21 protein-coding genes and 1 pseudogene are annotated in these 23,460 nt (G+C 55.4%); 14 read left to right on the forward strand and 8 right to left on the reverse strand.

Going from position 1 to position 23,460, the window contains the following annotated elements; all coding sequences use genetic code 11:
• Nucleotides 1–1,434, forward strand: a complete 1,434-nt coding sequence (locus G491_RS0118455) for a B12-binding domain-containing radical SAM protein (protein WP_028315634.1) — start codon at nucleotides 1–3, stop codon at nucleotides 1,432–1,434.
• Here G491_RS0118455 and G491_RS0118460 read toward each other — a convergent pair.
• Nucleotides 1,420–3,528: a tetratricopeptide repeat protein gene (locus G491_RS0118460; protein ID WP_028315635.1), complete on the reverse strand. Its 2,109-nt coding sequence runs from the start codon at nucleotides 3,526–3,528 to the stop codon at nucleotides 1,420–1,422. The two genes, G491_RS0118455 and G491_RS0118460, sit on opposite strands and share 15 nt — an antisense overlap.
• 27 nt (nucleotides 3,529–3,555) lie before the next feature.
• Nucleotides 3,556–4,290: a glycosyltransferase family 2 protein gene (locus tag G491_RS0118465; RefSeq protein WP_028315636.1), complete on the reverse strand. Its 735-nt coding sequence runs from the start codon at nucleotides 4,288–4,290 to the stop codon at nucleotides 3,556–3,558.
• Between the two features lie 155 nt (nucleotides 4,291–4,445).
• Here G491_RS0118465 and G491_RS0118470 point away from each other — a divergent pair, with 155 nt between their 5' ends.
• Genes G491_RS0118470 through G491_RS0118480 form a run of 3 tightly spaced genes read left to right on the forward strand, consistent with a single transcriptional unit; the run spans nucleotide 4,446 to nucleotide 7,071 of the window.
• A complete protein-coding gene (locus G491_RS0118470) occupies nucleotides 4,446–4,826 on the forward strand; it encodes a DUF2304 domain-containing protein (RefSeq protein WP_015946987.1) in 381 nt (126 codons plus the stop codon).
• 2 nt (nucleotides 4,827–4,828) lie between these two features.
• Nucleotides 4,829–5,929, forward strand: coding sequence for a glycosyltransferase family 4 protein (locus G491_RS31430; protein ID WP_051327370.1), 1,101 nt, complete (start codon nucleotides 4,829–4,831; stop codon nucleotides 5,927–5,929).
• The gene (locus tag G491_RS0118480) at nucleotides 5,926–7,071 is read left to right on the forward strand and encodes a glycosyltransferase family 4 protein (RefSeq protein WP_028315637.1); all 1,146 of its coding nucleotides are present in this window, start codon (nucleotides 5,926–5,928) and stop codon (nucleotides 7,069–7,071) included. Before G491_RS31430 ends, G491_RS0118480 begins: the two co-directional genes overlap by 4 nt.
• Here the strand turns inward: G491_RS0118480 and G491_RS0118485 are convergent.
• A complete protein-coding gene (locus G491_RS0118485; protein ID WP_015946992.1) occupies nucleotides 7,068–7,838 on the reverse strand; it encodes a hypothetical protein in 771 nt (256 codons plus the stop codon). The two genes, G491_RS0118480 and G491_RS0118485, sit on opposite strands and share 4 nt — an antisense overlap.
• 293 nt (nucleotides 7,839–8,131) lie before the next feature.
• Here G491_RS0118485 and G491_RS0118490 point away from each other — a divergent pair, with 293 nt between their 5' ends.
• On the forward strand, nucleotides 8,132–8,992 hold the full coding sequence (locus tag G491_RS0118490) for a hypothetical protein (protein WP_028315638.1): 861 nt from the start codon (nucleotides 8,132–8,134) through the stop codon (nucleotides 8,990–8,992).
• A 266-nt stretch (nucleotides 8,993–9,258) separates the two neighbouring features.
• On the opposite strand, the gene G491_RS36360 is transcribed toward G491_RS0118490, so the two are convergent.
• The 3 genes and pseudogenes from G491_RS36360 to pckA form a co-directional block, all read right to left on the reverse strand.
• Entirely contained in the window at nucleotides 9,259–9,969 is a 711-nt protein-coding gene (locus G491_RS36360) for a hypothetical protein (RefSeq protein WP_248635440.1), read from the reverse strand.
• Between the two features lie 120 nt (nucleotides 9,970–10,089).
• Nucleotides 10,090–11,136 (reverse strand): annotated as a pseudogene (locus G491_RS36750) (site-2 protease family protein); the annotation flags it as partial.
• A gap of 212 nt (nucleotides 11,137–11,348) precedes the next feature.
• Nucleotides 11,349–12,938 carry a phosphoenolpyruvate carboxykinase (ATP) gene (gene pckA, locus G491_RS0118500; protein ID WP_035219438.1) on the reverse strand — a complete coding sequence of 530 codons (1,590 nt, stop codon included), beginning with the start codon at nucleotides 12,936–12,938 and terminating at the stop codon, nucleotides 11,349–11,351.
• A 276-nt stretch (nucleotides 12,939–13,214) separates the two neighbouring features.
• On the opposite strand from pckA, the gene G491_RS31435 reads away from it, so the two are divergent.
• The 6 genes from G491_RS31435 to tnpC all read left to right on the forward strand — a co-directional run bounded on the left by G491_RS31435 (nucleotide 13,215) and on the right by tnpC (nucleotide 18,361).
• Nucleotides 13,215–13,916 carry a hypothetical protein gene (locus tag G491_RS31435; RefSeq protein WP_035219441.1) on the forward strand — a complete coding sequence of 234 codons (702 nt, stop codon included), beginning with the start codon at nucleotides 13,215–13,217 and terminating at the stop codon, nucleotides 13,914–13,916.
• Nucleotides 13,917–14,067: 151 nt separating this feature from the next.
• Nucleotides 14,068–14,271 (forward strand): 4Fe-4S dicluster domain-containing protein, encoded by a 204-nt coding sequence (locus G491_RS0118510; RefSeq protein ID WP_015946998.1) that lies wholly within the window; start codon nucleotides 14,068–14,070, stop codon nucleotides 14,269–14,271.
• 21 nt (nucleotides 14,272–14,292) lie between these two features.
• The gene (locus tag G491_RS0118515; protein ID WP_028315641.1) at nucleotides 14,293–15,351 is read left to right on the forward strand and encodes a 3-methyl-2-oxobutanoate dehydrogenase subunit VorB; all 1,059 of its coding nucleotides are present in this window, start codon (nucleotides 14,293–14,295) and stop codon (nucleotides 15,349–15,351) included.
• Nucleotides 15,348–16,115, forward strand: a complete 768-nt coding sequence (locus tag G491_RS0118520; protein WP_028315642.1) for a thiamine pyrophosphate-dependent enzyme — start codon at nucleotides 15,348–15,350, stop codon at nucleotides 16,113–16,115. The genes G491_RS0118515 and G491_RS0118520 overlap by 4 nt, the downstream gene beginning before the upstream one ends.
• Nucleotides 16,115–16,654: a 2-oxoacid:ferredoxin oxidoreductase subunit gamma family protein gene (locus tag G491_RS0118525; protein WP_028315643.1), complete on the forward strand. Its 540-nt coding sequence runs from the start codon at nucleotides 16,115–16,117 to the stop codon at nucleotides 16,652–16,654. The genes G491_RS0118520 and G491_RS0118525 overlap by 1 nt, the downstream gene beginning before the upstream one ends.
• A gap of 252 nt (nucleotides 16,655–16,906) precedes the next feature.
• Complete coding sequence (gene tnpC / locus G491_RS31440; RefSeq protein WP_035219444.1) at nucleotides 16,907–18,361, forward strand: IS66 family transposase; 1,455 nt, start codon at nucleotides 16,907–16,909, stop codon at nucleotides 18,359–18,361.
• Nucleotides 18,362–18,420: 59 nt separating this feature from the next.
• Here the strand turns inward: tnpC and G491_RS0118535 are convergent, their stop codons facing one another.
• Nucleotides 18,421–18,621, reverse strand: a complete 201-nt coding sequence (locus tag G491_RS0118535) for a dockerin type I repeat-containing protein (RefSeq protein WP_157468396.1) — start codon at nucleotides 18,619–18,621, stop codon at nucleotides 18,421–18,423.
• Nucleotides 18,622–18,634: 13 nt separating this feature from the next.
• Nucleotides 18,635–19,813: an FG-GAP repeat protein gene (locus G491_RS0118540; protein ID WP_028315645.1), complete on the reverse strand. Its 1,179-nt coding sequence runs from the start codon at nucleotides 19,811–19,813 to the stop codon at nucleotides 18,635–18,637.
• 452 nt (nucleotides 19,814–20,265) lie between these two features.
• On the opposite strand from G491_RS0118540, the gene G491_RS34995 reads away from it, so the two are divergent.
• The 3 genes from G491_RS34995 to G491_RS0118555 are packed head-to-tail and all read left to right on the forward strand — an operon-like array spanning nucleotide 20,266 to nucleotide 23,372.
• Nucleotides 20,266–21,489: a DNA methyltransferase gene (locus G491_RS34995; RefSeq protein ID WP_084511594.1), complete on the forward strand. Its 1,224-nt coding sequence runs from the start codon at nucleotides 20,266–20,268 to the stop codon at nucleotides 21,487–21,489.
• Complete coding sequence (locus G491_RS0118550; RefSeq protein ID WP_028315646.1) at nucleotides 21,461–21,955, forward strand: DUF3124 domain-containing protein; 495 nt, start codon at nucleotides 21,461–21,463, stop codon at nucleotides 21,953–21,955. Before G491_RS34995 ends, G491_RS0118550 begins: the two co-directional genes overlap by 29 nt.
• Before the next feature lie 25 nt (nucleotides 21,956–21,980).
• Nucleotides 21,981–23,372 (forward strand): MFS transporter, encoded by a 1,392-nt coding sequence (locus G491_RS0118555; RefSeq protein ID WP_028315647.1) that lies wholly within the window; start codon nucleotides 21,981–21,983, stop codon nucleotides 23,370–23,372.
• Nucleotides 23,373–23,460 lie beyond the last annotated feature (88 nt).

The following is a 23,460-nucleotide window of genomic DNA, read 5'->3' on the forward strand; positions in this document are numbered from 1 at the left end:
ATGATCCTGAACCCCAAAAAAATCCGGCGGGCGCTGTTTTTGCTGCCCGGCCCTTATGTGTATGAAGACCGGTGCCAGTCGTACATCGGAAAGGGGTCTTTTTTCGGATACCGGGAGCCGGTGGAGGAAATGTATGCGGCCGGAGTTCTGGGGGATCTGGGCCTAACGTGCCGGGTCGTCCATGCGGCGCCTGAGCGTCTTTCCAAGGGCGGGATCGAAAAAATCATTGGGGCCTTCGCCCCGGACCTGGTTGTAATCAGCTCCACCTATCCCGGGCATGTGCAGGATCTTGCCTGGGCCGAAAAAATCAAAAAAGTCCTGCCCCGGGCCATGGTCATAGCGCGGGGTGGACACATGGGCTTTATAGACCGTCAAGACCTGCTAAAGCGCTTTTCCGCCCTGGACGGCGTCATCCGGGGGGAAACGGAATTCACGCTTCGAGGCTTCTTTCAATCCAATGACAAAAGGCTTCCGCCCGGATTCACCCTTCGCCATGGAGATGAATTTGAAGAGACGCCCGATCCCGGCCTGGACAACGACATAACCGCCCTGCCCTTTCCGGCCCGGCGTTTGCTGAACCACAGGTTGTACCGAAGCCCGGTGACGGCCCGGCCCATGGCGACCATCTCGGCCAACCGGGGCTGCTGCCACAGGTGCGTTTTTTGCCCGGCCCACAAAGTGAGTGGAGCGGCCGTCAGGCTTCGCAGCCCGGAGTCCATTGTCCGGGAAATCAGGGAATGCAGGGAGCACTGGGGCATTCAGGATTTTTTTATGCGGGGGGAGACCTTCACAGCTTCCCGGGCCTGGCTGAAGGACTTATGCCGGGAGTTGAAAAAGCAGGCGCCGGGCGTCAGATGGCTTTGCAACGCCCGGGCCGACGCCATGGATTTTGAGCTGGCCGGTCTCATGAAATCCGCCGGCCTTTGCGGGGTGAGCATGGGCGCGGAAAGCCCGAATGCAGACACCCTGGCTCTGATCAGAAAAGATCTCTGTTTCGAAGACGTCAAGAAGGCGGTGGCCGCCTGCCGGTCCCACGGAATCATGACCATGGTTTATTTTCTCATGGGCTTTTTGTGGGAGACCAGGGAGGATATTGTACGCAATATTGAAAAAGCCGGAACTTTGAAAAGCGATGTGACGGAATTTTTCTTTCCCTACCCCTTGCCGGGCGCCGAGCTGTACGAAACCGCCAAAGCGCTGGGCCTGATAAACGATCGCGCCCCCCTGCCCTGGAGCCAGCAGGCGCCGGTTTTCATCCCCCAAGGCCTAAGCGCCCAGGAGTTGATGCAGTTGCGGGCGCGGGCCAGGCGAAATCCGGCCCAAAATATTCGAGCCGCCCGGGCGGTGCTTCGCCAGGCTTCCGGCGCCAGGGAGCTTGCCGCAGTCATGACCCACGGTTTTTTCACCGCAGCAAACGCCTTATTCAGGGCTTAGCGGCTCTTTCTGCGCTTGCACATTCGCCCTGGCCTCGTCTATGCATTTTTTCAATTGCTTGGAAGCCTGCATGTTTTCCGGCTTGATCTTAAGGATCTTCTCAAAAAATTTCGCCGCCTCAACGTATTTCTCCTGGCCCATGTAGATCAACCCAATATTGTACAAAGCGGGAATGTAGTCCGGCACGGCTTGCAGAGTCTCCCTAAAATGCAGGACGGCCTTTTCGTATTTGCCGACGGCCGCGTAGGAGCGGCCGAGCAAAAAGTTCGCCTGGGGATCTCTGGGCAGCAACTTGATCACCTTTTCAAACTCGGCGATGGCCTTGGGATGGTTGTCCAGGTTGCCCAGCAGGATGCCCAGGTTTCGGTGGGCGTCCGCGTAATCCGGGTATATTTCCACGGCCTTTCTGAAATGCTCCAGGGCCTGAGTCACCATGGCCTGCCCGCCCAGGGCCACCCCAAGGTTGTTGTGGGTGGGGGCGTATTCCGGCTCAATCCGCAGGGCCTGATACAAGCGGGTTATAGCGTCTTCCAGCCTGCCCGCGCCCATGTAGGCCAGGGCCAGGTCGTTCAAATACAGGACGTTTTCCGGCTCCTTTTCCACGGCTTTTTCAAAATAGGGAATGGCCTTTTCGTGCTCTTCCTGATGGCCCAGGCTGATGCCGATATTGTAATTGGCCTGTGCGAAATCAGGCTTGAGTTCAACGGCTTTTTGGAATTCCTTGAAGGCGTCGTCGTCCCGGCCGGCATGGGCCAGGGCTAGGCCCAGATTATTGTGCGCCCGTGCGTTTTCGGGGACCTTGGCGACCGTATCCCGCCATAGCGCGACGTCGCTTTGCCAGACCGTGTTGCGCTGATGGGTCCACACCCCAAAAATCACGGCAATGCACAGCAGGCTGGCAATAGCCGGCTTTCGGAGGTTTTCTTTGGAAAGCAGCAAGGCGGCGACTGCGAATATGGGAAAGACCGAAGGCAAATACAGCCTATGTTCGAAGGCCAGGTCCAGGGGGATAAACGAAGACTCCAGGAACAGGGTTATGCAAAACCAAAGAATCGCATAAGAAACCAGGCGGCGCTTTCTGGCAAGCAGTAACGCAGCGGCGATCAGGCCGGCCATGAACAAAATGGAATATATCGTGGTTGCGGGATTTAGAAGCGATTGGGAATGCGGGATGTCATAATCCAAAGTCAGCCTGCCGGGATACGGAAAAGCAAGCAGGCTAAGGTAGTAAACCAGGACCCGCGGCTCGGTCAGCAAACGCTCCTTGAGGGTGAAGTCAAAATTTTTGTAGTCGTACAAAATGCTGTCCAGGGGATGAGACCCCAAAAACAAGTAGGCCCCTATGACGGACGCGGCCAGAAACCCGCCCAGAATCAGCGCGAATTTGCCGGCCCAATCCTTGCGCAAATCCTGGAAGAAAAACCATTCAAAAACCAGCGCTGCAAAAGGCAGGGCCAGGGCGATTTCCTTGCCGGCCAGGGCGAGCATCCATAAGACGACGGACAGGACCCAATACTTCCGCCCCTTGCCCCGCGCGGACAAACGCGCCTTAATGTACATGGCCATGGACCACAAGCAAAACATGGACGCCATAACGGCGGAGCGCTGCACAATATAGGTCACTGCGCCGGTGTGCACGGGGTGGACCAGCCACAACAAGGCCGCTAAAAACGGAGCCCATTGGGAGGAGGCGTTCTTTTGACCTATTCCCGGGACGGCAAGCAGGCATAGCAGCAGGTAGTACATGCCCAGGCCGGCCAGAAAATGGAGGACGATGTTCACCATGTGATAGGCCGCCTCGTTGCCTCCCGAAAAATAATGATTCAGAGCGAAGCTCAGGTTGGCCAGGGGGCGGGTGGAGTCAAAGGCCGCGTTTTTCAGGCTGTCCAGGGACAAGTCGGAGACTGCGATGTTTGCGTTCCTTTGGATGAACGGCACGTCGTCGAACACAAAAGGGCTGGACAGCGTGTTGGAATACACCCACAAAGCGGCCATGGCCAAGACGGCGCCCGCGAGGATTATAAGCAGTTTGTTGGTTTGAGGAGCGGGACGTTCGAGTCCGGCGTTGTTGTTTTCGGCTGTGCTGTGTTCCATGGCAATCCTTGGCTGAAGCCCGGGAGTTTAAAAAGGATTCTTGCGAATGAGGGCCAGAAAAATGGATAAAAACATCTTAAACACATAATACACCGGGGTCATCCCCTTGTGCATGGACCGGCCGTCCGGGTTGGGGTGCATGATAACAGGCGCTTCCAGAACCCGCAACCCTGCACGATGCAGCATGATGATTACATCGGCGTCCGGGAAGTCAGCCGGATAGTGGGGGCTGGCGTAAAACCGCTCCATGGCGGCCCGGTTCAAGGCTTGAAAGCCGGAGGTGGGGTCGGTGATCTTTTTTCGGATCAGCAGGGAAACCAAAACGCGAAACACCATCACCCCGGAGTAGCGCAAAAAGGGCATGGAATATCCCCCTTCCCCCAAAAACCGCGACCCCAGAACCACGTCCGCCCCCCCTTCCTGTAAGGGTTTCAACAAAACAGGCAGGCTTTGGGGATCGTGCTGGCCGTCTCCGTCGATTTGTACGGCGTAATCATAGCCATTGGCCAGGGCGAACTTAAACCCGGTTTGCAGAGCCGCCCCGTACCCCAGGTTGAACGGCAGGCGAATCACCCGGGCTCCGGCCCGCCGCGCCGACAACGCGGTTCCGTCCTTGCTGCCGTCGTCCACCACCAAAGGTTGGGCGAAAGGCGCATGGGTTTGAATGCCCCGGATCACTTCAGCGATATTCTTTTGCTCGTTAAAGGCCGGGATGATGGCAATCACCCTGGGAAATGCGGTTTTTTCGTCATGCCTGGACATTTTGCAGGACTTTTCCTTGAGATATTCCTAAAACTGGCTATTATGGCAATACTTTGATAATCAAGGGCTTAGAGAAAAAAGCTGGAGAGCAAGGCCTGAAGGCGTATTCATATAACGCCCCGGGGCTTTGGTCAAATCATTTAGGGGGGGGGGATATGACGCCGAGGCAAAAAATCTTTGCGCTCATGGTTTGCGTGGCTTTGTTTGGCATCATCGTCAGTCTGGTGCATAAACGCAAACTCAAGGAGGAATACGCCTGGTTGTGGCTCGTCACCAGCGCAGCGCTGTTTGTGCTGGTGCTCTGGTACGACCTGCTGGTGGGCCTGACTAACCTCATCGGGGCGGTTTTGCCCACGACCACGTTGTTTTTGTTCGGCCTGCTGTTTTTCATGCTCATCACCTTGCACTTTTCCATCAAAATTTCACGACTTTCCACCATGGTGACGGAACTGGCCCAGGAAACGGCCATCCTTCGGGAGGAAAACAGGGCGTTAAAAAGCGCCCCGCCCGAACCTGAAAAGGAAGATGAAAAATAACCATGCTCATCGGGATCAACGCCATATTCCTGGCGCCGGGAAAAGGCGGCGGCATGGAGCGCTATCTGGTCAACATGGTCCGGGCCATGGCGCAGACGGCGAAGGGGGACGAGTTGATCGCCTTCGCCTGCCGGGAAGGCCTGCCCGGCCTGGAAGGCGCGGTTCCTGTAATCAAGGGGCCGATCAGCGCCCAAACCCGATGGGCCAGGGTCCTGTGGGAGCAGGTTTTGCTCCCCGGGATCATAAAGGACAGCCATGGCGACGCCGTCCTCTCCTTTGGCAATATCTGCCCTGTCCGCCTGTCGCTCCCCTCGCTGCTTGTCATGCACGACGCGATTCCCTTTGAGCCCATTCACGGTTTTTCGGCCTTGGAAAAAACGGCCATGCAGACTCTTTTCAGGGCGTCGGCCAGGTCGGCGGACCGGATCGTCACGGTGTCCGAGTTTTCTAAAAAGAGGATTTCCGAACATACCGGGGTGAGCAGAGACAAGGTCAGCATCATTCCCGGCGCCTGCGATCCCGTCTTTTTTCCACAAGAAACAAGCCGCAAAAAAAGCGGCGATTACATCCTGGCCAGCGCCAGCGCCCGGCCCCATAAAAACCTGGATCGGCTGCTGCAAGCCTACAAAATTCTGGTGCAGGATAAAAAAGTGGTAGCGCCGTTGGTTTTGGTCCACACCCAGGGTTCGGGGCAGATTGTCTTGGATAAAGCCCGGCGCCTGGGGTTGGGGAATAAGGTGATCGCGTTGGAAAACACCACGGATGGAGAGCTTGCCGGTCTTTACGGGAACGCGGCGCTGTTTGTATATCCTTCCTTGTACGAGGGATTCGGCCTGCCCATCCTGGAGGCCATGGCAAGCGGGACTCCCGTGATCGCAAGCCGGGCCGGCGCCATCCCTGAGACGGCCGGGAACGCGGCGCTGCTTTTCGATCCTTGCAATCCGAAGGAATTGGCCCAGGCCATGGAAAGGGTTTTAAAAGATCCCATAACGCAAAAGGAAATGATCGAAAGAGGTAAAAATCGGGCCAGGGAATTTTCGTGGGAAAATAGCGCAGCCGCCATGCTGGCCCTGGCGCGGGAGACTGCGGGAAAACGCCGATGAAAATCTGCTTTGTCGTGGAATACTACCCGCCCCACGTGGGAGGGGGCGAAAATCTGTTCGCCGCGCTGGCTGAAGGGCTTGCCGCCAGGGGCCATGAGTGCGTTGTGGTTACGTGCGGCCTAAAGGGATCTCCCATGGAGGAAACCCGGAACGGCGTGCAAGTGAAGCGGGTTCGGGTCCCCAAATGGGGAGACCGCATGTGGTTCAGCATTTTGGGCTTGAAGCTGGCCTTGCAAGCGGCCAAGGACGCGGACGTCATCCACACCACCACCTACAACGGCGCCTTTCCCGCCTGGCTGGCGGGGAAAATCCTGAACAAGCCGGTCATGATAACAGCCCATGAGGTCCTGGGGCCGTTGTGGAAAGAGTTGAAGCTGCCCCGTGCGGCCGCCTGGCTTGGCGCTGCGGCGGAAAAAGCGGTGCTTGCCCTGCCCTTTGACGCCTATTCGTGCAACTCCCATAGCACCCGCAAGGGGCTGGCCCGTTACGGAATTCCCAAGGATAAAACCTTTCTGGCATACCCTGCGCCGGACTATACGCGATTCAAACCATTGAAGGGCGGCGGCGAGAATCCAACATCGATCAGAAAAGAGCTTGGTCTGCCTCAATCCCGATTCATCTACTTATTCTACGGAAGGCCGGGAATGCTGAAGGGCGCGGACTATCTGGCGGACGCGGTTCCGAAGATATGCAGGGAGGTCCCGGACGCCTTGCTTGTCATGATTCTTTCCCGGGAGCCGGCTTCCGGATATAGGCGGATAATAGAAAAAGCCGAATCCCTTCCCAAAGGCAGCATCCTGATAAAAGACTCCGTTCCCGGAGATGAACTGCCAAAATGGATTCAGGCGGCGGACTGCGCGGCGGTTCCGTCCATCAGCGAGGGGTTCGGCTTTTGCTGCGCCGAGGCTTGCGCCATGGATAAGCCGGTGGTTGCAACCTGGGCGGGGTCTTTGCCCGAAGTCGTTTCTGGCAGGCATATTTTGGTGGAGCCTGGGAGCGCTGAAGCGCTGGCAGAAGGTATCATCCTGGCCAGCCAGGGGGGATGGACGCAAAAAGCCCGCAAGGCCTTCTCCCAAAGCGAGTTTGTGGAGAATCACCTGCGGGCTTATGAAAAGCTGCTTGAAAAAAGTTCGGCCGGTTAAACCTCAACCGGTTCTTCTATGACCACGGGCTGGCCGTTGCCGCTCCACAGGCAGTCGTGAATGCACAAAAGCGGCCCCACGGAAATGCTGCCGGCCAGGAGCATCCCCATGACCGTGATTCCAAATTGAGGAATGAAGGCGGCCAAAACGCCCGTGAGAACCACAATGCCCAGAACGGCGGGCAGGGTCGGCTTGCTGAACACGGGATTGAATCCGTCGTACAGGGTGTGGTGGAATAAAAAGATGAACACCACGGCCATGACGGCCCCGCCGGCCCACACAACGGCAAAGGCGTGGGAATAGGAAAGGACGCCCGCATTGAAGGGCCCGCTGCTGAAAAAGGCGAAAAAGGCTTTCGCTCCCGGCCACTGCGAGGAGGAGACGGCTTCAAAGGCCACGGGCAGCGCCATGATAATCGTCCAAAGCACCAGCATAAAGGCCCAAAGCCAGTTTATCCAGGCGCCCGCCACCCCGGCCAGGCCTGCCAGAAATCCGTCCGTGACCGTGCCCGCGAAATTTTTCCCCTTGGTCCTGGCGGAAAGCAGGCCGGTGGCCACGCCGATCACGCAGCCGAAAACCGTGATGAACATCAGGGTTACGCGAAGGTCAAAAGGGTTGGCCGTCAGGGCTTCCATGCCGCCTTCCACCCTTCCGGCCAGATAATACAGGCTGAAAATCCAGGTGACTACATAGGCGGCGCAGGTTCCCAATAAGAATTTGACAGGCGACGTAAAGGGTTCGGTGACGATATTTTTTCCCTGGCTCATGATCCCCCCATAAAAAAATAACGTGATGCATTTATGCAGAATAAGTAATTTGGCGTGAGCGGCCCAGGTAGGCATGGCAAGGCTTTTTACCGGGCGGTGAGAAACCTACCAGCAGAAGGCTTATCTGTCAATCAATTTTGAGAAACAGGCCTTGTTTGGGCTTCGTTGCGGGACAAGTTTTCATCGATTGGGGAGGGCTTATTGCCTTTTAACATGGAGAAAAACGCCGGGCTGTGGTAATCTAATTTCAATACCGCCCGGATGGGGCGATTTACCACAAGGAGGAAATCAGATTGCCTGCTCTTATCAAAGAAAATGACTTGTTGATGGAAGAAAAAATGGACGATGAAGCGACAATCGGGGAAGGCATAGTAGTAAAAGACGCCGAGTCCATTATCAATTTGTTTCTTCAATTCGCAGTCAAGGAATACAAAATATACAACCCGAAAACTCTTTTGCCGGAAAAGGAAAAGCCCCTGGTCATCATTTCCGCCCACGGCCCCCAATGGGCGCCGGCGCCCATTATGTTCATCCTGGGCAAATACTTTTTGGACAACGGGCTGGGGGACATCGTGGGCAGCTTCTACCCCCACCCCCTGTTCATGCGGGTTCCGGGCATGAAAGCCATTTTCGGCAGGTTGGGCGTGCCCACCAAGGTCTACGACTTGCCCGGGCTGGTTGACCGCCTGAACGACGGCCGGATTCAGGTCACCGGCACGGCGCCCGAAGGCATATACTGCAACTTTCAATGGGAAGATTACGTGGGGCCGTACGATAACGCGGGCATGGTGGCCGCCGCCGTCTTGTCCCAGGCCAAGCTGGTGCTCATCGCCCATCAGGGCGGCGACGCCTGGAACTTCCAGGCCAATCTGCCCTTTGGCTGGACTCTGCCCATACCCGGCGGCCTCCGGGGGGTGAATATTCCCATCGGGCCGGTGCGGAGGATCGACCGGTACGCCATGCTGGCCAAAAAGTACAAGCCGGCGCTGAAAAAAGCGGAGCTGGAAGCGGCCTCGGCCAAGGAAAGAAAATTGCTGATCGGCCTGGAAGTGGCGAAAATCCGCACCCAGTTGAACCTCATGACCGAGGATTTGCAGCAGCGTGAGGCCAAGTTGCTGGCGTCTAAAAACGGGAAAAAGAAGGTGGAAAAATAGTTTTTTTCGGGGCGGAGATATTGCGGGTGGAGACGGTTTTAATCAGAGCAATTTCAATCAAAATAGCACTTGATTTCAATAGCTTAGTATGCACTCCCTCGCACGGCATGAGAGCGAAAAGACCATGCTCAAGGCTCATTAGAACAGTGTTGCCGCCCCCCCCCTGTGGGCGCTTTGAAAACGCGCACAACGCGTTTGGGGCAGGCACGGGGGCCTGCTGCTACGCACCAAATTTAGCTGTTACAGTTTAAAGATGCTACATAGATTCAGGGCTTGCCCTGCTTTGTTTTGGCGCAGCCGGGAAAAATAGTCTTCACAGGTTCACGTGTGCTACTCCTACCTCTTTTTTGAGCCAGGGCCAATTCCATTTTAAGAACGTCGACGGACATAAGCCCTCCTGGATACGTTTTGGCGGCCGTCCTTATCCAATCTTCGGCAAGATCGAGCTTTCCCTGGTCTTTCAGGACGCAGGCCATCATGGCCGCCAGCTCGCCTTTGAGCAGATTGTTTGTGGTCTGAAAGTACGCTCTTTTGATCAAAGGCCAGCCCATGTCATATTCTCCATCAACGACCAGGGCGCGCCCCATGGTCGCCGTCATCAAAGGCTCCCAAGGCAGGGTTACGTAAGCGTCCCGGGCGTATTGCCCTGCTTTGGAAAAGAATGCTGCGTCGTTGTTTTGATACACAAAATAGGCGAAACTCTGCCTGACCCAGGCGTTTGTAATGGGGTCCAGATCCTCGGCGTCCAGTAATGTAAGGAATAAATCCCGGGCTTCCGCCCATTCCCCCCGGCAGGACAGGGAACCGGCAAGACACCATAAAAGGTAGGGAGCACCCGGATAGTCCTTTAATCCTGCTCTTAACGCATCTTCTTCACGCTCTTCCCAGAGCAAAAAGCGGGAAAACGCCTCTTCAAAAGAACGACTATCCTCTACAGTGGGATTTTTCTTATCAGACTGGATTAACAAACCGATCATTTGCTTAAAATCATCTATTGAAAATAAGGCGATCAAATTGGCAAGGATAAAAACAGGCGTCAAAGGCAAATCGGAGGACTGAAGATTCTCCAATAACAAGGCGGGGCCATACATCCAAATCAATGCTGTCGCCGTCAGTAGATTAGTTGCAGGGCCTGCAAATATCATCAGAAACAGCTTGAACCTCCTGCCCGAGACAGGCCCTCCAAGGGGCCTGACATAAGAAGATAGCCCCCCTTTATTGAAGAAGATGGGCAACTTGAACAAACGTGTTTTCCAGACCGGAGCCCCTGAACCTATCTTTATTTCCAGCAGTCGAAAACCAGTAAGTTTCCCAACTACAGCGTGGCCGAGTTCGTGCAGGGCCACAGCGGGATAAAGGCACCAGAATAGAATAAAACCAATGAAAAACGGATTAGCTCCATTTTGGGAGAAAATTAGCAGGGACGACGCCAGCATAAGGGCGGCCAGCACTGCAGCCATAGTGAAAGGAGCGTCTACGGCAAGGTCGTAACGGGCATTGCATTGGGGGCACAAAAGTTTTTTAGGAAAGCCCCGTTTCCACCAAAAACTTCGTTGCATATAATCGTTAATAAGGACGGATCGCGCTCCGCAGTGTTCACATACCGCCTGGTCCCTGCCTGTGAGTTTTTTGTCAAAAATCTCGAACAGCCTTTTTCGGGCGGGGAGTTCTTTTAAAAAAGTGCGCCATAGGCCCACCCAGCCATAAATCAAACAAGCCCATAAAAAACCCAAAAACGCCATACAGTTGGCATAGTCAAATTTCAAGGGCTCATCAGGATTCATACTGACAACAAAAAAATACGTTGTCAGCCAAAACAAACCGCTTATCAAAAATATGAGACAAGCCCCCACCCCTTCATCTTCAATAAGAGGAGAGATCTTGCTAAAATCCAGGAAAGGCGACTCAGGAGACAGCTTCTCCGTATCTATCGTACGCCTTTCAGCCCGCAGCAGATTGGCGTTGGCAACGGCCCATTTCATGTAGCGGATTGTTATTGCAATGGTGAGAGCCAAGGATAGCGGGAATATAATGAAGGGACTGTTAAAAAAAAGATCCATTATAAAAACAATAAAGTAGAGCGTAATGGGAGCGACAACCAGGGTGGTTGCGAAAATCGTAATGTAATCAGGCTTCTTTTTCATGGGTATTGAATCTCAGGCATTATTCTCCCGGCGGCGAAAAATGCGCTTATCATGCAAAAACATTCATGCTTATGTTTTTCATCGTAATGAAAACAGGATAGTTTGATAAGTAAGACGAATTTATAGCAGAAAAAACCGGATTTGGACAGGGTATAAACGATTTGATAAGGGAGGGCCTCCCTGGCGCCGAAGGCCCTCCTTTTTAGGGCGGTCTATAAGACGTTTTTTACGTCGTCAGGCACCTTGGCGGCGAACTGCTCGAAATTCTTTTTAAAGTCCTCGACCAGCTTTTGAGCTCTTTGGTCGTATTCCGCGGGATCCTTGGCCTGATTCCTGGGGTTCAGAATTTCCCCGGGAACTCCGGGGCAGGAAACCGGGACCTCAAAATTAAACAGGGGATCCTTGCGGTATTCCACGTTGTCCAAAGCGCCGGTGAGGGCGGCCTTGACCAAGGCCCGGCTGTACTTGATGGAAATCCGGTCTGCATTCGAGGCGGGCTCTCCGGCCCAACCCGTGTTTAAAAGCCAGCAATTGACCTCGTGCTGCAAGACCTTTTTCCGCAAAAGATCCGCGTACACATGGGGCTCCAGTGCCATAAAGGGGGCGCCGAAGCAGGTGCTGAAGGTGGCCTTGGGCTCGTTCACCCCGGCTTCCGTGCCCGCCACCTTGGCGGTGTAGCCGGACAAAAAGTGGTATTCGGCCTGGGCCGGGGTCAGCCTGGCCAGGGGGGGCATGACCCCGAACGCGTCGCAGGTGAGCATGACGACATTCTTGGGATGCCCGCACACACCCTCGCGCATGGCGCTGGGAATATGGGCGATGGGGTAGGCCGCCCGGGTGTTTTCCGTCAGGCTGTCGTCGTCCAGGTCCACTCTGCGGGTGCGCAGGTTGATGCCCACGTTTTCCAGGATGGTTCCGAATTTGCGGGTGCATTCGTAGATTTCCGGCTCCGCCGTTTTGGATAACCGGATGACCTTGGCGTAGCAGCCTCCCTCGAAATTGAACAGGCCCCGGTCGCTCCATCCGTGTTCGTCGTCGCCGATAAGCGCACGCTCCGGGTCGGCGGAGAGGGTGGTCTTGCCGGTTCCGGACAGGCCGAAAAATACGGCCGCGTCGCCGTCCTGGCCCACGTTCACGGAGCAGTGCATGGAAAGCACTTCCTTTTGGGGCAGCAGGTAATTCATGAGGGTGAAGACGGACTTTTTAATTTCCCCGGCATAGGCGGTCCCGCCGATGAGGATGAGCTTCCGGCCCAGATTGACGATAATAAAGGCCTCGGAATAGGTCCCGTCCAGCTCGGGCACGGCCTGGAACCGGGGCGCGTTAATGATGGTGAACTCCGGGTAATGGGACTCCATTTCGTCCTGGTCCTTGACCTGCACAAAAAGATTTCGGGCGAACAGGTTGTGCCAGGCGGTTTCCGTGATTACCCTTATAGGAACCCGGAATTCCGGGTCCTGGCCGGCGAAGCAGTCCTGGACGAAAAGGTCCTTGCCCTGGACGTAGGCCATGAGGCGATGCAGCAGGATATTGAATTTTTCCTCGGAAAGCCCTTTGTTTACGTCGCCCCACCAGAGGCGGTCCTGGCTGGAAGGCTCCCGGACCATGAACTTGTCGTGGGGGGAGCGGCCTGTGTGCTGGCCGGTGCGGACCACCATGGGCCCCAGATGGGCCATGACGCCTTCGCGCCTTTTAATGGCTTCTTCGTAAAGGCCGGGGGTGGATAGGTTCCAATACACTTGTCCCAGGTTTTTCAGGCCCAGGGCTTTGAGATCCTGTTTGCGTTTTTCTTCCGGGGACATTTTCAACCTCCTTGGAAAAGGGGAATTGTTCGTCATTATCAAACACCGAAATTTGACGCTTTGACAAATTTCGGACAGAGGGCTTGCACGCTTGCAAAAGGCCTGCAAATCATTAGCATAGGTTGAAATATCAATATCTTAATACAAGTTCTCAACCGATCGAAGAAAAGTCGGCGCACAAAAAGCTTGACAACAAGGTCCTAAGACTAAAAACTGGTGCACTTTACGTGCCACAGACGTCCGCCGACCGGGGCGGGCGAGGCCGGGAGAAGTTCTATGGAAAATAGCCAGGATTTGCTGATAATAACAGGTTCGTATGGCAGCGGCAAGACGGAATACGCTGTAAACCTCGCTGTAGAAAAGAATCAGGGAGGCGCGCCCACCACGCTGGTGGACCTGGACGTGGTCAACCCTTATTTTCGCAGCCGGGACGTACGGGACCAATTCAGCAGTCTGGGCATTGAAGTGGTGGCGCCTGAAGGGGCTTACACCCACGCGGATTTGCCCATGCTATCGCCCCGGGTGAAAGGGGCGGTCAAGCGCACGGACCGGGCGGTTATCCTGGACGTTGGGGGAGACCCCATGGGCGCCCGGGTATTGGGCCGGTTTTCCCAGGACATCATGGCCAGGGCGTACAGCATGACCCTGATCGTGAACACCCGGCGGCCGGAAACGGAAGATTTGGAAAAAGTTCTGAACATGGCGGCAATGATTCAGAGGGCTTCGGGTCTGCAAATCACAGAACTCGTGGCCAACTCCCACCTGATGGAGTTCACCGACACCGAAGTGGTCGTGGAAGGAATTGACGTGACCAGGGAGGCTGCCCGGACTCTGAATGCAAAGTTTACAAGGGTCTGCGTGCTGGAAGACCATCTGGACAACGTGGACGCCTCCGCCCTGGACGCAGAATTGGTGGTGCTGAAGAAGTTTATGAAAAAGCCATGGGAGCCCGGATGCCACAAGGCCTACCGGTGTTAAGACGCACGTCGAAACGCAAGAACGGAGCCCCCGGCGCAATTATTTTATTCTTGAGTGGGTAAATACCCCGCAGCTTGCTGCGCTGATTCCGAGAAACGCTTCACAGCCATAATGAAGTGCACATTCGGACCGAAGGCTAGGAGATTTTTAGATGGCGAGGATGACTGTTAACGAGTTCTATTGCAAAGGATGCGGCTTATGCATCGAAGCCTGCCCCAAGAAGATCATTGAACTTGCCTCACACCTGAACGAAGCGGGATACCATCCCGCCGTTTGCGTGGACCAGGACAAGTGCAACGCCTGCACCCTTTGTTACGTGACCTGCCCTGACGGGGCCATCACCATAGAAAAATAGCTGGCGAGGAGTTTGACGAAAATGGGCAAAAAGGTTCTGATGAAGGGGAACGAGGCAGTGGCTGAGGCCGCCATATTGGCAGGATGCCGCCATTACTTCGCATACCCCATCACCCCCCAAAGTGAATTGATCGAATACATGGCCAAAAAGATGCCTCTGGTTGACGGCACCTTTTTGCAGGCCGAGAGCGAAGTGGCGGCAATCAACATGGTGCTTGGCGCCGCTGCATGTGGAGTGCGGGTTATGACCTCCTCCTCCTCCCCCGGCATTTCCCTTAAACAAGAGGGCATCTCTTACATTGCGGCTTCCAGGCTTCCCGCAGTCATCGTGAACGTAACCCGTGGAGGCCCTGGCCTGGGCAACATCGCGCCCATGCAGTGCGACTATTTTCAGGCCACCCGCGGCGGCGGACACGGCGACTATTACACGCCGGTCTTGAGCCCGTCCACGGTCCAGGAATTCGCCGACATGGCCCCCCTGGCCTTTGAGATCGCCGAAAAGTATCTGACTCCGGTCATGATCCTGGGCGACGGCATGCTGGGCCAGATGATGGAGCCCGTGGAGTTCCCGGATTCCTATGCGCCCCAGAAGGACCCCTCCGAATGGGCTCTGGGCGCACGGAGAACTCCGGACGACAGGCACATCATCAACTCCCTGTACATCGATCCGTACGTGCTTCAGGAAAAAACGGAAACCCTGTTTGAGGTCTACGAGGAAATCAAGAAAAACGAAATCCGTTTTGAGACCTATAACATGGACGCCGACGCCAAATACCTGATCGTGGCCCACGGCACGGCCGCCCGCGTGGCCAAGTCCGCCGTGGACGCCCTGAAGGAAGAAGGCGTGGAACTCGCGTTGATCCGCCCGATTACACTGTGGCCCTATCCCTACGACGCCGTAGCGGAAGCGGCCAAGGGCAAGGAAAAGGTCATTACCATCGAGCTCAGCATGGGCCAGATGGTGGAAGACGTGAAGCTGGCGGTCTGCGGCGAATGTCCGGTGGAATTCATCGGCAAGGCCGGGGGCGTGGTTTTCACTCCCGAAGAGATTGTTTCTTTAATCAGGGAGAAAATATCATGACTGTTTTTAAAGGAAGAACCAAAGGACTCACGGACGCCAAACTGAGCTACTGCCCCGGCTGTCTGCACGGCGTGGCCCACAGGCTCATCGGCGAGTCCATGGAAGAGCTGGGAATCATCGAAAAGACCATCGGCATCGCGCCCGTGGGCTGTTCGGTTTTTGCATACAACTTTTTCGCCTGCGACGTCATCCAGGTGCCCCACGGCAGGGCGCCGGCCGTGGCCACGGGCATGCACCGCGCCCGTCCGGACCGGATCGTCTTCACCTATCAGGGCGACGGCGACCTGGCGGCCATCGGCACGGCGGAGACCATTCACGCAGCCAACCGCAGCGAAAACATCACGATTTTCTTCGTGAATAACGCGACCTACGGCATGACAGGCGGCCAGATGGCGCCCACCACCCTGCCCGGCATGAAGGCGACCACCGCCCCTTACGGCAGGGACGTGAGCGACACAGGCTATCCCATGAGGCTGTGCGAGATCCTGTCTCAACTGGAAATGACCAATTACATCGAGCGGGTGTCCCTGCTTTCGCCCAAAGACATTTTGAAGGCCAAAAAGGCCGTCAAGAAAGCTCTTCAGTACAACATTGACGGCAAGGGGCTTTCCTTTGTGGAAATGATCTCCACCTGCCCCACCAACTGGGGTATGGATCCCCTGAAGGCAAGGGAGTGGGCCAAGGAAAACATGCTTCCCGTCTTCCCCCTGGGCGTGTTCAAGGACAGGGCGGCTGAAGAAGCCAAGGAAAAGGAGGCGGAATAATGGCGACCACAAGAATTCTTTGCGCGGGATTCGGCGGACAAGGCGCACTCCTGATCGGCAAGCTGGTTGCCGAAGCCGGCATGGCCGAAGGCAAGTTCGTAACCTGGCTGCCTTCCTACGGCCCTGAAATGCGCGGCGGAACCGCCAACGTCATGGTGGTGGTCTCGGATAAGCCCGTGGGCTCCCCCATCTTCACCAAGATGGACGTGCTCGTGGCTCTGAACCAGCCCTCTTTGGAAAAGTTCGCCAAGGACACCAAGGACGGCGGCCTCATCATCACCAATTCCGACCTGTGCGGCGAGCCGGAAAACAAGGATAAAATCAAGCTGGCCCCGGTGCCCTTGACCAAAATCGCCGAGGAAATCGGCAACGTCAAGGCCGCCAATATGGTGGGCGTAGGCGCTCTCTTGCAGCTCACCGGCTGCGTGGACCGCAAAAGCGTGGAAGATTATCTTTCTCACATGATGAAGGAAAAGAATCCCGCCCTGTTGGAAACCAACATGGCGGCCATCGACAAAGGCGCATCCTACGTGTCCTGATAGCCCTAAGACGAATTGATCCTAAAAGGGGAGGAGGCCGGAATAATAAAGGCTTCTTCCCCTTTTTTTGGTTAAAGCGTTGGGAGGGCGTCCATTCGACTGGAGTCCCGGGTTTCAGGCGGCGTAAAGGCCGAACCTCATGTGCCGAGGCGCCCTGGCAAAAAGATTCGTAAGCGTTCAGGGGGTTAAAAAAACACTACATAGGAATCATTCCTACTAGACATGCCCTCTTTTATGTGCTAGGGTTATTTCATGAAACCCAAGCGCCCCATATCCAACCTGGACTGGCAACTCACTCCCCAACCTGTGCGTGAGTATGTGCTCTATCTGGAACGCACCGTCCAACAGCTTCAACAATCCGTGGACCAACTCACCCAGCTTGTTCAGGAACAAGGCCAAATCATTCAACAGCAAAACAAACGCATTGAAAAGCTGGAAGCCCGGCTCAACAAGAACTCCGGCAATTCCAACAAGCCGCCTTCCTCCGATCCGCCGTACCAGGGTCCCAGGAAGACAAGCGCCCCCAAGAAAACCGGTGCAAGGAAGGGCGGCCAAAAAGGTCACAAAGGACATCGCCAAGCCCTTATGAAGCCCACCAGCACCGTGGACGTCCTGCCCGTCCAATGCTCCTGCGGGTGTCGTGACCTGTCCCCCTGCAGGGAAGAACCCTTTCATACGCATCAGGTTGTGGAGTTCCCGGAAATCCCCATGGACATCACCCATTTCCATCTGTTCTCCGCTAAGTGCCGCCATTGCGGGCGCAAGGTCAAGGGACGCATCCCGGAGGAAAGCAAGACCGGCTACGGCCCCCGGTTCTCCGCCCTGGTCGCCCAACTTTCCGGCGTGTGCGGGGAGTCCAGGGAAACGGTCCGGGATTTTGTCCGGTCCGTTCTGGGGGTTCCCATTTCCACAGGGGGGATCCAACGCATCCTGGACAGGACGTCCCAGGCCCTTTCCCCGGTTTACGACGCCATCGCCCGCGAAGTCCGGAACGCCCCGGTCAACCATGTGGATGAAACCTCCTGGAAAAACGAGGCAAAACTCGAGTGGCTGTGGGTCATGGCCAACCGCAGGGCGGCGTTCTTCATGATCCACAAGAACCGCTCTTACCAAGCCTTTTGCCAATTGGTGGATGCCTGGGAGGGCATCCTGATTAGCGATGACTACGCCCTTTACCGCAAATGGGTTAATGAGCGGCAATCCTGCCTGGGCCATCACACCCGCCGGGCCAGGGACCTCTCCCAAAGAAAAGACCCTGAGTTGGCCCGGTTCGGAGCCCATCTCAAAAACGAGTTGAAACGCCTCATGAAATGGGAGCATGAAACGCCCGCCATGGGCGAGTGGCGGGCCTTCATGGCCCGGTTCAAGGGACTTTTGAACAAGCACTGTCAACGCAAGGATGAGAGCGGGGTCTTGTCCCGGCGCCTCGTCAAGGAGATGGAAAGCCTGTGGCTCTTTTTGTCCGAACCCGAGGTGGAGCCCACCAATAATCGGGCGGAGCGGGCCTTGCGTTTCGGGGTGCTGTGGCGCAAACGCAGCCTGGGAACCCAGAGCGAAAAAGGCGACCGCTGGGTGGAGCGCATCCTCAGCCTCAAGCATACCTGCGGGATGCACGGCATCCCTGTGTATCCCAGGCTCGTCCAAATTATCTCCGACTTCCTCAATGGCCGACCAACCGATCTTGCATGGATCAGCAGTCTGGGCTAAATACCCCCTGAAGGCTTACAAAGATTCTTTGCCAGGGCCGCCCAATTTTGTTTCTCAGGCTATTTGCTTGCGCGAATAACCTGGAAGATATACATCACCTCGGCCAAGCCGATCATGCCGTCGCCGTTGAAATCGGCTGCATCGCAGACCTCCCCGGCCGTCTCCATCCCGGCCAGGGCCTGAAGGGCAAGCACGGCGTCCGTCAGGTTGACCGCGCCGCTGTCGTTGACGTCGCCTAGCGAAACAAAATGGGGCGACATGTCATCGGTTTTTTTAACATACAATCTCATCAATGAGATAATAATCGTCGGAAATGCAAATATTCCCCCCGCCGAAGCCCGGATTGGCCGTCCCGGTCACGTCAACAAGCATGTCATCGTAGGACCAGCCTCCTCCATGTTTATACCGGTATACAGCTCCCATATATGGCAGGTTCCGATACCCCGGAGCTCCGATTAAAGCCGTATCCCCGGATATTGCGATGGCCGCCCCAAAAGCGTAATTCGTTCTCGCTTCGCCTCTGTAACTCTGCCGCAGCTCCCATTGTCCACTTATAGGATTCAGGTAAAAGTGGTGAACGACCCCGGCATAATCCGCCTCGCTGCTTTCGTCGCAATCGCCGACCAGAAGGTCTCGCGTCACGTGGGAAAGGGCCACTTTTCGTCCAAAATAGATATACTCCGGCGTGCTGACAGGATTCTCAAGATATTGTGCAACCCCATAGGGGTTTCCTTCCGAATCCTCAATACTTTCATCAAAGACCCATACACGTCCCTCTCTTGAGCCGTTATTCTTGTCTCCAGGAGCGGAGGCGACGGCGTATTTTCCATAAATGCCCACATCCTTTCCTAAATTGGAGCCGGTAAAGCCGAAGACGGTGGATGGTTTTCCCGTGTGCGTCCTCAAGACCTCCCCGTTGGACATATTCATTATGGTGACCATGCCCAGGCGTCCTCCGTAGTAATGCCGCGGCGCGCCGACAATGATTGTATCCTGAAAACAATCAACGGAAACTCCAAAGTGGGCGGAGCTGCTGCAGTTCTCATTGCCGTATTTAGTCCCGGAGCCCCAGTGCCCGCCGGAAAGGTTGAACTTATATATGGCGCCGCGATTATAGCCTTCGTACTCGGCGCCATAAGCGCCGACAATCAATGTTCCGGAACCGTTATAGGACACTGCATACCCAAAATAATCGCTTTGGTCGCCATCGGAAGCGTGAATGGTTGTGGTGTGCTCCCAGGTATTGTCACCCGTTCTTTCAAAAACAAGGACTGCGCCCTGGGAAGCGTTCTCTCCTACTGTTACACCGGGCGCTCCCGCAAAAATGTAGGAATCGTCCATTGCATAGGAATGGATGCTTATGCCATCCGGAATAGGCAGCCGAAACGGAACCGCGTAGGCGCAACTCACCCAGGCAATCAATATGATTACCGTTTGAAATAAAACCTTCATTCGATCTCCCTCATTTTTCTTTGCAGGCTGTTGAAGACACTACGGGGGCGTCCCCCTTGCAAAACAGGAAGGGGCAATTGGGACAAATCGCCTAAGGCGGAATTTACCTGCAATTTTTTAATTTTATTACACCGACCTAAAGAGCGCTTTGGGGAGGGACTTTACTTAATAGCTGGTTCCGGTCTTCACCGCACCAAATACTTCGCAAGGCGCCCTACAACAAAATGCTGCTCCACAGCAGGCGCGTAGAATAGCGGCCCCCTCCTCTGTAGTCAAGATGTAAGTCAAACGCCCGGGAAATTTGAAACGCTTCCATAACATTACGCCGCCCCATAGTCAGTCGGGCAAAACAGCCTCCGTATATGATTTCCATTGAATATCCAGGCCCGGCCGTGGTAATTCTTTATATTGGCCTGTTTCGCAGGCCTTCATACTCATTATTGGAATCAGCCATGCCAAAACCGCCGTTGGAACTGCAAACCACCACGTTATGGGAATACCCGTCCCAGCATTACGGAGACGGAAATCAGGGCGACAAAAACTACATCGGCGCCACGCCGTCCTGGATCATCTGGAACCTTTTACAGCGCTATACCAATCCCAAGGATCTGGTAGTGGACCCCATGGCCGGCAGCGGCACCACCCTGGACGTGGCCAGGGACATCTCCCGCAGGGCGCTGGGCTACGACCTTCAGCCCACCCGCAAGGACATATTCAGGTCCGACGCCCGCAAGCTGCCCCTGGAGAATGAAAAGGCGGATTTTGTCTTCATCGACCCGCCCTACTCCACCCATGTAAAATACTCGGGCCTGCCCGATTGCATCGGCGAGCTTTCCGCTAACGAGCCGGATTACTACAAAGCCATGGAAATAGTGATCAAGGAGATCAACCGGATTTTACGGCCGGACCGGTACATGGCGCTGTACGTTTCCGACTCCTTTGAAAAGGACAAGGCTTTCAACGCCATTGGATTTGAATTGTTCAAGCGGATGCAAAAGTACTTCGATCCCGTGGACATCATCTGCGTGGTTCGGCATAACGCCAAACTGAAAAAAAACAACTGGCGCGCGGCGGCCGCGGAAGGGAATTTTTTCCTGCGCGGATTCAACTATCTGTTCATCATGCACAAGCCCTTGAAAAGCAAAGCGGCGCCCAAGAAATGGGCGCCCGAACGCAGGCCCAGGCAGGAAGTCAAGGATCATGTGGAATCCCGGAAGCCCAGAAGGGATGGGGCCAAACCAGCTTGGGAGAAAAAAAAGGACGGAGATACACCGGCCTGGGAGAAAAAAAGAGACGGGGCCAAACCAGCCTGGCAGGGTAAAAAACAAAAGAAGGATTTTGTGGACGGCCGCGGCAAGTCGCCGGACTTCAAAAGAGGCCGACAGCAGGGTTCTTATAAGGACGAAGATCAGCCTGATTTTTCGGAAAACTCAGGAAGGGGCAAGCCCTACCGCCAGGGCAGGCAAAGCAGGCATTCAGGATCGGACCAGTGGGAGCAGCCGGACAAAAGGCGCAGCGGAGGAGGATTTCAAAAACCCGGCAAGAAAGACGGACCGGAAAGGCCCGGCCCGAAGAAGGGCTCCGGCAAGCCTGCCGCCAAAGGGTCCGGCCCCGGGCGCCCCAAAACCAAACCAGGGAGGAAGCCTAATGCACCGAGGAAAAAAAATCGCCCGTAGACGTCTTGTATTTTTCAGTCTTTTGCTTGTTTTTATTTTACCCGGCTTGACCCCGGCCATGGACCAGCCTGTGCTGTCCAAGGGCCAAACCGTGTATGTGCCTGTATATTCAAATGTTTATTCCGGCCCAAGGGCTAATGTGTTTCAGCTCGCCGCCATGGTGAGCATCCGCAACACCGATCCTAAGGAGTCCATCAAAATCGTTCGTGCGGACTATTACGACAACGAAGGCAAGCTGGTGGAACGCTATTTCCCGGGAGGAAAAAACCTCGCCCCCTTGGCATCCACGCATATTTACATTAAGGAATATGATGAAAAGGGAGGCCCGGGCGCCAATTTCATCATTACCTGGCAGGCGAAGGGACAGGTTAATGAGCCTGTTATTGAAGCCCTGATGCTGGGCCTTAAGGGCGGCCAGGGGATTTCGTTTTTATGCCCGGCGAAGGTCATTGACGTCCAAAATTAAATAAGAAAGAAGATTTGGGTCAGCAATGCAAAGCGAAAAAAAGCCGTCTCCGTTTGCCTTACGCAACGTCAAATTATTTGTGGCCTTTGGAGTCTTTTTCAATTCCCGGTTTTATTACCCGGTTTTTTCCATCCTGTTTTTGGATTTCGGCCTGACATTAAGCCAGTTCGCCATATTGAACGCCATCTGGGCGGCGACCATCGTCATGTGCGAGGTGCCTTCCGGCGCCTTGGCCGACGCATTCGGCAGAAAGCGCCTGCTGGTGCTGGCCGGCGCGCTCATGGTGCTGGAAATGCTTTTGATCGCCTTTTGCCCGCGGGGCAACCCCAACCTGTTGTTTCTGGTTTTTGCAATCAACCGCATGTGCAGCGGCGTGGCCGAGGCTTCGGCCAGCGGCGCGGACGAGGCCATCGCCTACGACACGCTAAAAAAATATGGAGATCCCAACGACTGGGGCGTTATCATGGACTGGCGCATCCGGTTCAAGTCCGTGGGCTTTATCTTCGCCATGATTTTGGGCGGCATCGTCTACGACCCCACTGTGGTGCAGAAAGTCGTTTCGTGGCTGGGTTCGGATATGGTCGTCACCCAGGAAACCACTTTGCGCCTTCCTATCTACATGACCTTGGTCCTGGCCGTGATGACTCTGGCCGTCACCCTGATGATGAAGGAAGAACGGGTGGACGATGGCGGCCAGGGAGAGGACTCCGCTCCGTCGATCAAGGACGCCTTCGCCATTACCTTTCGGGCGGGACGCTGGATTTTGCGCACGCCCTTTGTGCTGACGGTTATTATCGCCGGCCTGCTGTTTGACAGCGTGGCCCGCATGATCGTCACCATGGCCAGCCAGTATTACCGCTTGATCGACGTCCCGGAGGCCCTGTTCGGCTTGATCTGGGCGGGCATTGCCGTCATGGGTTTTTTCGTGCCCCGTCTGGCCAGATACCTTTCCGAAAACAAAACCCCGCTGTTCAACCTGGGCTTTATGGTTGTTGTCGTGCTTATCGGGGTTTCGGGCATGTCCATGTTCATCCCCTGGTGGGGCGTGATTCCGGCCATGCTTTTGTTTGCTAACATGAACGTGCTGGATTTTTTCCTGAGCTTTTACATTAACCGGGCCACCCGGTCGGACAGGCGGGCAACGGTGCTGAGCTTCAAGGGGCTTGCATTGAACCTGGGCTACGGCGCCATCGGCATTCTGTATTCCCTGCTTCTGGCGCGGCTGCGCACCGGACTTTCGGCGGATCAGCCGGGCATGGAGGAACTGGCCCTGAAAAACGCCGTGTTCATTGATTCCATGATTTACTTTGTGGGGTATTTCCTGGTGGGGCTGGCGATTCTGATAATCCTGGGCGCCTGGCTGCTTCGGGGATCCAGGGAGCATAAGGAAATCAGGCCTCAGCAGGAGCTTGGATAAACCCCCAAAAAATAGTCGGACGGAATTTGGCATTGGCTGTACTATGCCTTAATCTCATATTGGTATTTTATAATTAACCCAATCTGTT

Origin of the sequence: Desulfatibacillum aliphaticivorans DSM 15576 (genome assembly GCF_000429905.1) — a bacterium.
Taxonomy (GTDB): domain Bacteria; phylum Desulfobacterota; class Desulfobacteria; order Desulfobacterales; family Desulfatibacillaceae; genus Desulfatibacillum; species Desulfatibacillum aliphaticivorans.

Excerpts from the sequence above, each read along its gene's own strand:
- G491_RS31435 (WP_035219441.1), top strand. The coding sequence starts at position 13,215 with ATGGAAAATAGCCAGGATTTGCTGATAATAACAGGTTCGTATGGCAGC.
- G491_RS0118535 (WP_157468396.1), bottom strand. The coding sequence starts at position 18,621 with ATGTCGCCCCATTTTGTTTCGCTAGGCGACGTCAACGACAGCGGCGCG.
- G491_RS0118460 (WP_028315635.1), bottom strand. The coding sequence starts at position 3,528 with ATGGAACACAGCACAGCCGAAAACAACAACGCCGGACTCGAACGTCCC.
- G491_RS0118555 (WP_028315647.1), top strand. The coding sequence starts at position 21,981 with ATGCAAAGCGAAAAAAAGCCGTCTCCGTTTGCCTTACGCAACGTCAAA.
- G491_RS0118485 (WP_015946992.1), bottom strand. The coding sequence starts at position 7,838 with ATGAGCCAGGGAAAAAATATCGTCACCGAACCCTTTACGTCGCCTGTC.
- G491_RS0118480 (WP_028315637.1), top strand. The coding sequence starts at position 5,926 with ATGAAAATCTGCTTTGTCGTGGAATACTACCCGCCCCACGTGGGAGGG.
- G491_RS0118470 (WP_015946987.1), top strand. The coding sequence starts at position 4,446 with ATGACGCCGAGGCAAAAAATCTTTGCGCTCATGGTTTGCGTGGCTTTG.
- G491_RS36360 (WP_248635440.1), bottom strand. The coding sequence starts at position 9,969 with ATGATCGGTTTGTTAATCCAGTCTGATAAGAAAAATCCCACTGTAGAG.
- G491_RS0118520 (WP_028315642.1), top strand. The coding sequence starts at position 15,348 with ATGACTGTTTTTAAAGGAAGAACCAAAGGACTCACGGACGCCAAACTG.
- G491_RS31430 (WP_051327370.1), top strand. The coding sequence starts at position 4,829 with ATGCTCATCGGGATCAACGCCATATTCCTGGCGCCGGGAAAAGGCGGC.
- G491_RS0118525 (WP_028315643.1), top strand. The coding sequence starts at position 16,115 with ATGGCGACCACAAGAATTCTTTGCGCGGGATTCGGCGGACAAGGCGCA.
- G491_RS0118550 (WP_028315646.1), top strand. The coding sequence starts at position 21,461 with ATGCACCGAGGAAAAAAAATCGCCCGTAGACGTCTTGTATTTTTCAGT.
- G491_RS0118510 (WP_015946998.1), top strand. The coding sequence starts at position 14,068 with ATGGCGAGGATGACTGTTAACGAGTTCTATTGCAAAGGATGCGGCTTA.
- G491_RS0118540 (WP_028315645.1), bottom strand. The coding sequence starts at position 19,813 with ATGAAGGTTTTATTTCAAACGGTAATCATATTGATTGCCTGGGTGAGT.
- G491_RS34995 (WP_084511594.1), top strand. The coding sequence starts at position 20,266 with ATGCCAAAACCGCCGTTGGAACTGCAAACCACCACGTTATGGGAATAC.
- G491_RS0118465 (WP_028315636.1), bottom strand. The coding sequence starts at position 4,290 with ATGTCCAGGCATGACGAAAAAACCGCATTTCCCAGGGTGATTGCCATC.
- G491_RS0118515 (WP_028315641.1), top strand. The coding sequence starts at position 14,293 with ATGGGCAAAAAGGTTCTGATGAAGGGGAACGAGGCAGTGGCTGAGGCC.
- G491_RS0118455 (WP_028315634.1), top strand. The coding sequence starts at position 1 with ATGATCCTGAACCCCAAAAAAATCCGGCGGGCGCTGTTTTTGCTGCCC.
- pckA (WP_035219438.1), bottom strand. The coding sequence starts at position 12,938 with ATGTCCCCGGAAGAAAAACGCAAACAGGATCTCAAAGCCCTGGGCCTG.
- tnpC (WP_035219444.1), top strand. The coding sequence starts at position 16,907 with ATGAAACCCAAGCGCCCCATATCCAACCTGGACTGGCAACTCACTCCC.